Source organism: Kitasatospora sp. NPDC091257, from assembly GCF_044757675.1.
GTDB lineage: Bacteria > Actinomycetota > Actinomycetes > Streptomycetales > Streptomycetaceae > Kitasatospora > Kitasatospora lactacystinica.
In genome coordinates, this window is the sequence record NZ_JBIVVI010000173.1 from 1 (window position 1) to 10451 (window position 10451).

The window sequence follows — 10451 nt, forward strand, 5'->3', positions numbered from 1 at the left end:
CCCTCGGGAGCTTCGCCGTCCGGGACGCCTGAGTAGGGTCGGGACTGGCGCGGTGGCTGACGCTCCGTTTCCAGCCCCCGCGGCTTCACACCGTGCATGTGCAGTTCGACCAGAGGAACCCCGCGCAGGAGCATCCGTTGGCCACCATCCACTCCACCACGGCGAGGTACTACCTGGACGGCGGGGAGGGTGCCGGCGGCGGACAGCTCGCGTGCGCCGCAGCCGCCGGGGTGGTGTCATACCGGGCGGTGCGCCCGGAGGTCGGCCACGTACTTGGTGATCAGGTCCGGTGACAGACGGGGGATGTCGCTCTCCTCGTCGAGGGCTGCGGCCCGGACCGCCGCACGGAACCGGTCCGCCGGCAGGGCGGATCCGGCGAGTGGCGGTGCCGGCTCGGCGAAGGCGTGCAGCAGCGGGAGCAGCGAATGCTGCCGCTGGCGGTCGGGCAGGCCGCGCAGGGCGGTCTCGAAGTGCTCGGTCCGCTCGGCGTGGTCCTGGACGCGTGTCAGGGGATGCCCGGCTGCGATCAGCCAGTCGACGACCGTGTCGAGCGAGATGCCGTCGTCGTGCGGGTTGACCACGTTGTAGGTCCGGTAGCCCTCTCGCGCGTCGTCACCGAGCGCGGTGACGGCCCGCGCGGTGAAGTCCACCGGGAGTGCGTCGAAGTGTCCGCGCCCGTCGCCGGTGCCCCGGGCGTAGAAGCTGCCGGGTGCGATGCCCGTCGCCAGCAGGCTCAGCACGAGGCGGGTGAAGACGTCCGGGACGTTGAGCTGACCGCGGTAGCGCGGGTGCGCGAGGATCATGTTCGAGCGGAAGACGGCGACCGGCAGGCCGAACGCTTCGTGCGCCTCGCGCAGCAGCACCTCGCCGGCCCATTTGCTGGCCGCGTAACCGTCGGCGTAATCACCGTCGAGGTCGCGTGCCCCGCAGGCGGTGCGGATGTCCGCCGACTCGTCGGCGGCCGCCGCGTTCCCGAGCACGACGGCGACCGTCGACAGGTAGGTGAACTGCTTGACCCGGGACGTGACCGCGAGCCTGATCAGTTCGGCCGTTCCCAGCACGTTGGGGCCGAACAGCTGGCCGTAGGGCAGGACATGGTTGACCAGTGCCGCCGGGTGGACGATCAGGTCCACGGTGTCGGCCAGCCGCTGCCAGGTCTCCTCGTCGAGTCCGAGACGCGGTTCCCCGATGTCGCCGGCGACCACCTGGAGATGCCGGGCGCGGCGGACTCGCGGTAGCGCGCCATGAGTTCCGGGTCGCCGCTGTCGAAGGCCGCGTCGAGCCGTGCCCGGGCCTCCTCGGCGGAGGAGCCGCGGACCACGCAGAGCAGCGTGCCGCCGCGCGCTCCAGCCATTCGAGGCACAGGAAGCGGCCCAGGTAGCCGTTGGCGCCGGTCAGCAGGCCGGTCCGGGCCTCGGGCAGCGGACCGGCCGGCCTGCGCCCCTCGGCCTGCTCGACGGTCCGCGCGTCGAGGAACGCGTCCAGCCACAGCTGGGCCGCGTCCAGCCGCGTCGCATCCGGGCCGTGCACGCTGTCGGCGGTGGGACGACGGTGTTCCGCCGCGAGCGCCCGCTCGATGTGATCGGCCACCCGCTGCAGCGAGTCGACCAGGCTGATGATCACGTCGACGAGGACGTCGACGTGGAAGATCTCCTTCATCAACCGGGAGAACGACAGCGCCGTGAGGCTGTCACCGCCGAGTTCGAGGAAGCGTGTGCCGGGCTCCACGGCACCCTCCTCCAACCCAGAAGCGACTGCGCGGCCCGGAGCACGGTCGCCGGTACCGGCTGGTCGGCGCCGGTGCGACGCAGCGTCCGGACCTCCTCGGCCTCGCGGTCGGACAACTCGGTGTACAGCGCTTCGAGACGCTCGCCGTACCGCTTCGTCACGGGCTGCTCTCCGGGGTGCGCAGCGGCTTGCGCACCCCGGAGAGCAGCCCGTTCTCCTGGGTGAACGGCTCGGTCTCGACGAGGAGGTCCCGCGGGACCTCGTAGGAGTTCAGCCCCGCCTCGGTGGCGAGCTTCCTCAGGGACTCCCGAAGGATCGGCCTGAGGCGCCGGGCGTCCCCGTCGACGCGGTCGAGGGCCTCCTGCGTCGGCACGGGCGGATCGTCCCGGTCCGCAGTAAGTGCCTGTGTTCAAAGGTCCTAGCGGTGCTTGCCGAGGTCAGAAATCGAACAGGCGGATCGGCGCTGTGAGGAGGAGGTTGGATGGCCGTGGCGGCGGCAGCCGTGGATGGTCCGCAGATCCGGCGCCGCCTGGGGGCAGAGGGTCGGGGCTCCTCGGCAGGTGACACGGAACCGCCCCCGTCTACTCGGCGTAGGTCCCACACACCGGTGCGAGACATGCGCCCATCCTGACGAACCGTCGTCGAGGATCGAGACTAGAAGTATCCGATGCCGGCGATCTGCCAGGGTGCTCCGACGTGGGTGGGGCTGCCGTTCTCCTCCAGCACATCAGCTCGGCCGGTGATGGTCATGTCGTTCATGAACCAGATCTGGGTCTCGTTGGTGCTGGTGTTGTACCAGAGGATGTCCGGCGGCGCGTCGCTCAGCATTTGATCGGCGGGCGGCCCGGCGACCTTGGCGGGCGCGGTCCGGTCCGAGGTGGGGCTGCCGTTGTTCACCGAGACTGCCGGGTGGTCCCCTTGTCGCCGGCCCGGCCCGTTGCGCTGTGCGCCGGGCCGGTACTCAGGGCTGTCAGAGCGGCGACGACGGCGATGGCCGTGCCGACCAGGGTTGTCTTCGTTCTGGGCATGGTGGTTCCTCCTGTGCGCACCGACGGCCTGATGCCGTGGCCTGTGATCTGACGGGCGAGAGGAGGCGCCATTGCGCTGGCCGGCACGTGCGCTCACCCGGCGACCCGCGCCGCGGCCGGCCTGCGGACCCGCTGGTGTTCCGGGGCGGAGGTGCGCTGCCTCTTGCACAGGTCGTTCCACGGAGTCGGCCGCCGATTCAGCCCTGGAGGGAGGCGAGCCAGGCGGTCAGCAGGCGGTTGACGTCCTCGGGACGCTCCTGCTGGATCCAGTGCCCGCAGCCGTCCAGGATGTGGGTGGAGGTCAGGGCGGGGAGGGTGGCCGGGTAGGCGTCGATGGCGTCGGCCATCCAGGTCGTGGAAGCGTCCAGGGCGCCGCCGATGAACAGGGACGGCTGCCTGATCGGGGCTCCGCCGTACTGGGCGAGGTCCTCCCAGTCGCGGTCCATGTTGCGGTAGCGGTTGAGGGCCCCGGTCATGCCGGTGCGCTCGAACTCCCCGGCGTACACGTCGAGGTCGTCCTCGGTCAGCCACGCGGGCAGCTTGCCGCCGGGGAAGCGGTCGCGCAGCCGGCCGCCGGTGCGGGTCACGAAGTGCGGGTCGGGCTCGCCCCGGGCGGGCATGGTGTCGGCGGACATGGCCGCGTAGAAGCCCGCGAGCCAGCCCCGGAGGTCGGGCTCCATCTCGGCTTCGGCCCGGCCGGGCTCCTGGAAGTACGAGACGTAGAACTCCTGGTCGCCGCCCATCTGCGCGAAGACGTCGGTGGGGCGGGGGCCGCCGGGCGGCGCGTAGGGGACGCTCAGCAGTCCGACGGCGCGGAAGACCTCGGGGTGGAGCAGGGCGGAGGCTGCCGCAATGCTGGAGCCCCAGTCGTGCCCGACGACCACCGCCGTCTCCTCGCCCAGGGCGCGCACCAGGGCGACGTTGTCCTCGACGAGGTCGAGCATCCGGTAGGCGTCCGTCGCGGTCGGCTTGGAGGAGCGGCCGTAGCCGCGCACGTCGAGCGCCACGGCCCGGTGTCCCGCCGCGGCGAGGGCCGGGAGTTGGCGGCGCCAGGAGTACCAGGTCTCGGGGAAGCCGTGGACGAGCAGGACCAGTGGTCCGGTGCCCTGCTCGACCAGGTGCAGGCGCCCGGCGGGTGCCTCGATGGTGCGGTGGCGCAGGTCGGCGGACGGTGCGGGCTGGTGCATCGCTTCTCCTCGGTTCACGGGCGGCCGCGGTTACCCACCGATCATGCGGCGCGGCGGCCGCGCGACGCGAACACCCTTGCCATTGTGGCAAACTGGCAGGACAGGGCGGTGGAGGCAGCACGGCCGCAGGGAGCGGGGCGACGGTGACGGTGACGGTGACGGACGACGGCACAGCCGACACGCTGGCGGCCATGGGTCCCCGGTTGCGGACCGCGCGCGAGCAGCACGGCGCCACACTCACCGGCGTCAGCCGCGCGACCGGCATCTCGCTGAGCACGCTGTCGCGGATCGAGACCGGCCGGCGCAAGCCGACCCTGGAGGTGCTGCTGCAGCTAGCGAAGGCGTACGACGTCTCCCTGGACGAGCTGGCCGGCACCGCACCCGCCGCGGCGGCCGGACCGCGCACCCCGGTGCCGCAGCGTTCCGGCAACGACAAGACGGTGCTGCCGCTGACCCGGTACGTCGGGGGCCTGCACGCCCACAAGCACGTCCTGCCCGCCGTCGACGCGCCGCCGACGCGGCCGCGGCAGGTCTCCCACGACGGGTACGAATGGCTGTGCGTCCTGTACGGGCGGCTGTGGCTGGCGCTCGGCGAGCAGGACCTCGTCCTGAGCGCCGGGGACGTGGCCGAGTTCGACACCCGCACCGCCCACGGAGTCGCGAACGCCGGACCCGGCGGACCGGTCGAATACCTGATCATGTTCGGGCCGCAGGGAGAGCGCCTACGACCGCGCACCCCAACCCCCGACCGCTGGGCCCGGTAGTGCGGAGCACGGCGTCCCGACCCCGCGACGGTGCCTGCGGCTTCACGCCTCGGCAGCATCCGGGTCACACAGTGGTCGCAGGCCGCCGGGCAGGTCGGGGAGCTGGAAGAGTACCGGCCGAGCATGCTGGTGTGGTGCCGCACGAACAGTGAGAGGCGAGCCACGTCCTCGTCACGGACGTCGAAACCGTCCATCCGCAGCTGCTTCACCGCGGCGTCCAGGTACCGCGTGCTGAACAGCACGAGGGCGGAGAGGACCAGCCCCAGCGCCCCGACCCGCTCCTCCATGCCGTCCTGGTAGCGCTGGTAGAGCCGCCCGTGCCTGCCGTGGAAGGATCTTCCGGGCGAGGGAGCGGCGGCCCTCCTGGAGGTTGGCCTGGCTCTTGACCTGCCGCCGGTAGCCGGGCTCGTCGGCGAGGCTGAGATTCTCCCCGAAGGCCAGGCTGTCGGCTCGGCGGCGGACCCGTCGCCGCCAGAGGTCGTTCCTGGACTCCGACCCATGGGACTTTCGATATCGGTGGGACTCCTCTCTTCCACCGCACCGGCGTTGGACGGTGCTCGTCCGGTCAGCCCAGCGATGCGCTCGCCGCGCGCAGTTCGTCCAGGGCCGCGAGGGTGTATCCGGCGAGCTCGTCCTCGGCGCCGCGGTCGTCCTCGGCCCATTCGGCGTACCCGCGTTTGAAGGCGAGGACGCCCAGCTCGCCCGCGAGGGCCGCGGTCGGGTCGGGTACGCCGCGGGCGACCAGGGCGGTTGTCATCGCGGCCGCGAGGCTGACGGTCTTGAGGGTGTCGCGCTCTTGCAGCTCGGCGCTGGCGGCGACGGCGGCCTTCAGGCGGGGGGCGAGCTCGCGACTCCCGGGGCCCATCGCGGTCGAGGCGCGTTCGAGACCGGCGGCGACCGCCTCGAGCGGGCTGGCGTCACCGGGCGCGTCGGCGATCCCCTCGGCCAGCAGCCGGCTCAGCGTCTCCTGCCCGGCGACCAGCAGCTCGCGCTTGTCGGGGAAGTGCCGGAAGAAGGTGCTCTTGGTGACCCCGGCACGCTCGGCGATCTGCGCGACCGTCGTGGCGTCGTACCCCTGCTCCGTGAACAGGTCGACCGCGGCCACGACGAGGCGTTCACGCGCACCTGGTTCCCATCGACCCATGGGGTTCAGCATACGTGATGGGACTCTTGTCCCATCACTCTGCTACGGTGACGGGACAAGAGTCCCATCACTTCTGGGAGGGTTCCATGCGCGTCTTCGTCACCGGCGGCACCGGTCTGATCGGTTCCGCCGTCGTCGCCGAACTCCTCGGCAACGGCCACACCGTCCTCGCGCTCGCCCGCTCCGACGCCTCCGCACAGGCCGCCGAGATGGCCGACGCCGAGCCGCTGCGGGGAGACCTCGCCGATCTCGACGTTCTGCGTTCCGGCGCCGCCCGGGCCGACGGGGTGATCCACCTGGCCTTCGGCAACGACTTCAGCAGCCCCGAGGCCCTCGCCCGGAACGTCGCCGAGGAGACCGCCGCCCTCACCGCCCTCGGCGAGGAACTCGTCGGCAGCGACCGCCCCCTGGTCACCGTCTCGGGTACGCCCCGGGTGCCGGGCCGGGCCTCCACCGAGGCCGACCCGGTACCGACCGACGGGCCGGTCGGCGGCCGCGGTCGCACGGTCACGGCGGTCCTGGGCCTGGCCTCGCGCGGGGTCCGCAGCACGTCCGTACGCCTGCCGCGCACGGTTCACAACGGGGGCACGGGCGGGTTCGCCGGTCTGCTGACCGACATCGCACGCCGAAGCGGGATCTCCGGCTACCCCGGCGACGGCACCCAGCGCTGGCCCGCGGTCCACGCGCTCGACGCGGCCGTTCTGTTCCGGCTCGTCCTGGAGCAGGCGCCGGCCGGTACCGCCTGGCACGCCGTGGCCGACGAGGGGGACCGGGTACGGGACATCGCGGCCGTCATCGGCCGACGGCTGGGCCTGCCGGTCGAGTCGGTGCCGGAGGAGACCTACGGCCCGCTCGGCCCGATCTTCAAGGCCGACCAGCCCTCGTCCAGCACCCGCACCCGGCAGGCGCTCGGCTGGGAGCCGAGGCACCCCGGCCTCCTGGAGGACCTGGAGAACATCCAGCCCTGATCGGCGACCGACCGTCCCGTCGCAGCGACATCTCGGATCCGCGCATCCGCGCATCCCGCGGTCGGCGCACACCGGCTCCCGACCCGTTCCCCCGCACCGGCGCCGACGACCAGGCCGCCGGCGCCGGTCCGCCACCCGCGGGGAAGCGACACCTCTCGCACCACCCCCGCCGATGCGGCAACTCATGTCCACAACAAGCAGGAGGTTCCATCATGGTGGCAGTCGTCTTCGGCGCCCGCGGCAACGTCGGTCGTCATGTGGCCGGTGGCCTGCTGGCCGCCGGTGAGCAGGTCAGAGCGGTCAGCCGGACCCCGACCGCGGGCTCGACGCCCGGGTGCGAAGCAGTCGTCGCCGACCTTGAGCGTCCCGAGACCCTCCCCACAGCGCTCGACGGTGCCGACAAGGTGTTCCTGTACGGAATGCTCGACCCCCGGAAGCCCTACGACATCGAGAAGGTCGCCGCTGCGGCCGCAGCCGCGGGGATCCGGCAGGTGGTTCTGCTCTCGTCGGTGTCGGTCGCCCTGGACCCCGACGCCGACCACCCGGTCACCCGCCTGAACCGCACGATCGAGCAGGCCGTCCAACGGTCCGGCATGGACTGGACGTTCCTCAGGCCGGGGACGTTCGCGACCAACACCCGCACCTGGTGGGCCGAATCGATCCGCACCGACAACGTCGTCCGCCTTCCCCGTCCGCTCGCACAGTCGGCACCGGTGCACGAGAAGGACATCGCGGCGCTGGCGGTGACCGCCCTGACCGAACCGGGCCACTCGCACCAGGCCTACACCGTCTACGGGGCAGAGTCCCTGTCCCTGCAACGCCAGGTCGAGCACATCGGCGAGGCCATCGGCCGTCACATCCGGATCGAGCACATATCCGACGAGCAGGCCCGCGCGGAAATCGCCAGAACCATGCATCCGGTCGTGGCCGAGGCGATCGTGAGTCAGTGGGCCGCCGCCGACGGCGTCGCGGCCGCGACCTCCGTCATCGCCGAAAAGATCACCGGCGCTCCGGCACACACCTACGCCCAGTGGGCCGTCGACCACGCCGACGACTTCCGCTGAGCCCGTCGTGCCGACCAACCGTACGGTGCGGCCCGGCTGCTCGGCACTCCGGATTCCGCCGCCCCGGCCAGCACCCCCATGTTGAGTGGTCGGCAGCACCAGCTGCCGACCGCCCCGCAGCCGCGCTGCTATATTGAACACGTTCAAACTTGATGGGCGGGATCCGCTCCGGGATCCGCTCCGAACTCGGCCAGGGGGACACGTGGCACCAGGAAACGGTGTGGATGTGGCGTCGCGCGCAGTGATCACTGTGCTCACAACCTGGGTGACACTGGTCGCGCTCCTTCTCCTGCCGACGCTGCTGCCGAATCGATGGCAGTACTACATCTACTCGCCCGCCAGCGTCGCGCTGTGGATGCTGTCCATGCTCGTCGGTCTGGCCGTGGCATGTGCGGGCAACCGGCAATGGATCCGCCACGGCGTATGGAGAGCCGCAGCCGGCGGAAGCCGGACCTGACCGAGCGGATCCGCCGCCGTACGCCGTCGGTCACCCGATGGACGCCGCCGTCCTCGTCGACGAGCTGCGCGAGCAGATGACCACCGAGCTGACCCTGCTGAACGACCGGATGCCCAAGCCGAGCTGGCGGGACATCGCCGAGCGGAAGTCCGGGGCGATCCGGCTCACCCCGGACGAGGCCCAGCCCGAGCCGCGCAACCTGCGAAGGATCCAGACGCGGTACAGCGCCGGTGGGGCATCGTGCCGCTCATCCACATGCTGAATGAGGCCGTGCTGCGTACGGTGCCTGGACGCCTCCACCTCGGTCTCCGGTGGAGGCAGGCGCTCGGCGAACGGGCTTCGGGGGAGCTTGGCCGGGTAGAGCTGGTCCATGCTGCCCTTGGGCATGTAGCGGCGGGGGAAGCGATCCACTCGTCGTGGAGTTCGACGAGCACGGCGGTGACCAGCCATAGGAACGCGTCGTCGTTCGGGAAGACCTGGGCGACGTCGGTGCGGCGTCCGATGCATCTGCCCGGTCGGCCCCGCACGAGCGGGGACAGCTCCGGCACCTCCACCCGCGGGCGGCCGCAAAAACTCCGCGCACGAACGCGCGCTCAGCCAGCACAATGGGGCCGCACCGCAACAACGGACGAGAGGACCCGGACCGCCGTGCTCAACCCGGTCGCCGCGCCGGACGCACTGTCAGCCGCGGCGGAACCCCTCCTGGACCTGCTCCAGGACTGCAACCACGAGCCGTTCATCGAGCTGCTTCACGTGGTTCCCGTGACCGGGATGACACCCGGTACTGACCGGATGCAGGGTCTCGCTCAGGCCGTCCACGACGCCGGCGGCTGGGCAGCGGATACCAGATGGGAACACCGATACTCCCGCTCGCCTCCCCCCGGCCTGGCGGGACATTCTCCATCGGCAGGTGACCAAGGGGTTCATGCAGCCCCCCAAAACGGAGTTCGTGCCCAACCCCCGCACGCCCGATGAGATCCGGCAGGCCGGCGAACTCGCCGATGGCCTCGCCGACCTCGTCGCGGCACACCTGGGTCCCGTCCGAAGCTGCGGCGATGTCGGAGGTCCGCACTCCTACTGCATATGGTGGCGCAACCTGTTGTTGGTCACCGACAGTTGGGTCACCATCCTGCATCTCGCAATCAGCGACTGACCAACCAGCTCCCCGTCACCGGCAACCCTCCGGCTTCCGGTCACCGGGCGACCACGCGCGATCGCGTCTCAGCGCCACTTCTGCGTGGCGGACCAGTTGCACTGCCACTGGTTTGCGGTCGCACCGTTGTGGGTGGCGTCGTTCCAGATCTCCAGGCACTTGCCCGAGTTCCTGTTGCTGATTTCGCCAGTGGAGGTCAAGAGCCACTGCTGGGTTGGCGATCCGTTGCAGTCCCACTGGCCGGCAAAGGCGCCGTTGTCGGTGGCGTCGCCCCAGATCTCCAAGCACTTGCCCGAGTTCACATTGACGATGGCGGCCCAGGCACCGTTGAGGTACACCTGCCATTGCTGGGTTGCTGATCCGTTGCAGTCCCACTGGCCGGCACGGGCGCCGTTGTCGGTGGCGTCGTTCCAGATCTCCAAGCACTTACCGGAGTTCACGTTGACGAAGGTTCGCGAACCCGCCGACAGCGAATGCACGGTAGCGGCGTCGGCGGATGGTGCGGCCGCGAATCCTGTGGTGACCACGATTCCGGCGACAAGTGCCGCTGTTCCCTGACCGATCCGAAGCCTCATTGGCTCTCCTCATGGGTGGGTGGCATCCCGTGCCTACCCGGCCGATGGCCGGGGAATCGATGGGGTGGGCGAATGGCGGAAAAGCACGGGAGTCGTGTCGGATGTCGACCCCGCCGAGATCGACAGCGATCGCGGCGGGCGCCTCGGGCGGAGCCTCGAGGCCGTGGGTGGGCTGGACGCTGTCGTAGGCGACCAGGGCCGCTGTCCGGACGTCGATGTGGTCGGCGAACGGGCGGGCCTGGCCGTGCCAGTGTCGTGCCCGCTGGTTGAACGCCCTCGTTCCGGGCGAAGTCCGCGAGAAATTTCTTCGAACCGACCTGCAACCCCCCCCGGCGGGATGGACGTCTATCAGGGTGAGAGGCGGGGAGAGCGAGCCGGCGGAG

The 10451-nt window shown here is 71.0% G+C and carries 14 protein-coding genes and 2 pseudogenes; 6 read left to right on the top strand and 10 right to left on the bottom strand.

The genetic code is table 11. The annotated features are described in order from the left end of the window. Positions 1-236 precede the first annotated feature (236 nt). The 6 genes and pseudogenes from ACIQOV_RS11040 to ACIQOV_RS11065 form a co-directional block, all read right to left on the bottom strand. Entirely contained in the window at positions 237-1205 is a 969-nt protein-coding gene (locus ACIQOV_RS11040) for a thioester reductase domain-containing protein (RefSeq protein ID WP_401047333.1), read from the bottom strand. Continuing rightward, on the bottom strand, positions 1124-1354 hold the full coding sequence (locus ACIQOV_RS11045; RefSeq protein ID WP_401047364.1) for a hypothetical protein: 231 nt from the start codon (positions 1352-1354) through the stop codon (positions 1124-1126). Before ACIQOV_RS11045 ends, ACIQOV_RS11040 begins: the two co-directional genes overlap by 82 nt. A 281-nt stretch (positions 1355-1635) precedes the next feature. Further along, positions 1636-1728: pseudogene (locus ACIQOV_RS11050) on the bottom strand (phosphopantetheine-binding protein); the annotation flags it as partial. A gap of 157 nt (positions 1729-1885) precedes the next feature. Then, on the bottom strand, positions 1886-2101 hold the full coding sequence (locus ACIQOV_RS11055) for a hypothetical protein (RefSeq protein ID WP_401047336.1): 216 nt from the start codon (positions 2099-2101) through the stop codon (positions 1886-1888). Positions 2102-2382: 281 nt separating this feature from the next. Then, a complete protein-coding gene (locus ACIQOV_RS11060; protein WP_401047339.1) occupies positions 2383-2625 on the bottom strand; it encodes a hypothetical protein in 243 nt (80 codons plus the stop codon). Between the two features lie 328 nt (positions 2626-2953). Then, a complete protein-coding gene (locus tag ACIQOV_RS11065; RefSeq protein ID WP_401047342.1) occupies positions 2954-3943 on the bottom strand; it encodes an alpha/beta fold hydrolase in 990 nt (329 codons plus the stop codon). Between the two features lie 191 nt (positions 3944-4134). Between ACIQOV_RS11065 and ACIQOV_RS11070 the strand changes: the two genes are divergently transcribed. Then, entirely contained in the window at positions 4135-4707 is a 573-nt protein-coding gene (locus tag ACIQOV_RS11070) for a helix-turn-helix domain-containing protein (protein ID WP_401047361.1), read from the top strand. 42 nt (positions 4708-4749) lie between these two features. Here the strand turns inward: ACIQOV_RS11070 and ACIQOV_RS11075 are convergent. Both ACIQOV_RS11075 and ACIQOV_RS11080 read right to left on the bottom strand, forming a co-directional pair. Then, positions 4750-5130 (bottom strand): annotated as a pseudogene (locus tag ACIQOV_RS11075) (Tn3 family transposase); the annotation flags it as partial. A gap of 142 nt (positions 5131-5272) precedes the next feature. Next, the gene (locus ACIQOV_RS11080; RefSeq protein ID WP_401047343.1) at positions 5273-5851 is read right to left on the bottom strand and encodes a TetR/AcrR family transcriptional regulator; all 579 of its coding nucleotides are present in this window, start codon (positions 5849-5851) and stop codon (positions 5273-5275) included. 86 nt (positions 5852-5937) lie between these two features. Here ACIQOV_RS11080 and ACIQOV_RS11085 point away from each other — a divergent pair, with 86 nt between their 5' ends. From ACIQOV_RS11085 to ACIQOV_RS11100, 4 genes are all read left to right on the top strand, one after another. After that, entirely contained in the window at positions 5938-6819 is an 882-nt protein-coding gene (locus ACIQOV_RS11085; RefSeq protein WP_401047345.1) for an SDR family oxidoreductase, read from the top strand. Positions 6820-7031: 212 nt separating this feature from the next. Beyond that, positions 7032-7883, top strand: a complete 852-nt coding sequence (locus ACIQOV_RS11090) for an SDR family oxidoreductase (protein ID WP_401047347.1) — start codon at positions 7032-7034, stop codon at positions 7881-7883. A 220-nt stretch (positions 7884-8103) separates the two neighbouring features. Next, on the top strand, positions 8104-8340 hold the full coding sequence (locus tag ACIQOV_RS11095) for a hypothetical protein (RefSeq protein ID WP_401047350.1): 237 nt from the start codon (positions 8104-8106) through the stop codon (positions 8338-8340). A gap of 37 nt (positions 8341-8377) precedes the next feature. After that, positions 8378-8602: a hypothetical protein gene (locus ACIQOV_RS11100; RefSeq protein ID WP_401047365.1), complete on the top strand. Its 225-nt coding sequence runs from the start codon at positions 8378-8380 to the stop codon at positions 8600-8602. On the opposite strand, the gene ACIQOV_RS11105 is transcribed toward ACIQOV_RS11100, so the two are convergent. Next, positions 8505-8894 (bottom strand): transposase, encoded by a 390-nt coding sequence (locus ACIQOV_RS11105; protein WP_401047353.1) that lies wholly within the window; start codon positions 8892-8894, stop codon positions 8505-8507. The two genes, ACIQOV_RS11100 and ACIQOV_RS11105, sit on opposite strands and share 98 nt — an antisense overlap. Before the next feature lie 356 nt (positions 8895-9250). Here ACIQOV_RS11105 and ACIQOV_RS11110 point away from each other — a divergent pair, with 356 nt between their 5' ends. Further along, positions 9251-9493, top strand: coding sequence for a hypothetical protein (locus tag ACIQOV_RS11110; protein WP_401047355.1), 243 nt, complete (start codon positions 9251-9253; stop codon positions 9491-9493). A gap of 68 nt (positions 9494-9561) precedes the next feature. Here the strand turns inward: ACIQOV_RS11110 and ACIQOV_RS11115 are convergent, their stop codons facing one another. Then, positions 9562-10068: an RICIN domain-containing protein gene (locus ACIQOV_RS11115; protein WP_401047358.1), complete on the bottom strand. Its 507-nt coding sequence runs from the start codon at positions 10066-10068 to the stop codon at positions 9562-9564. Positions 10069-10451: the final 383 nt, after the last annotated feature.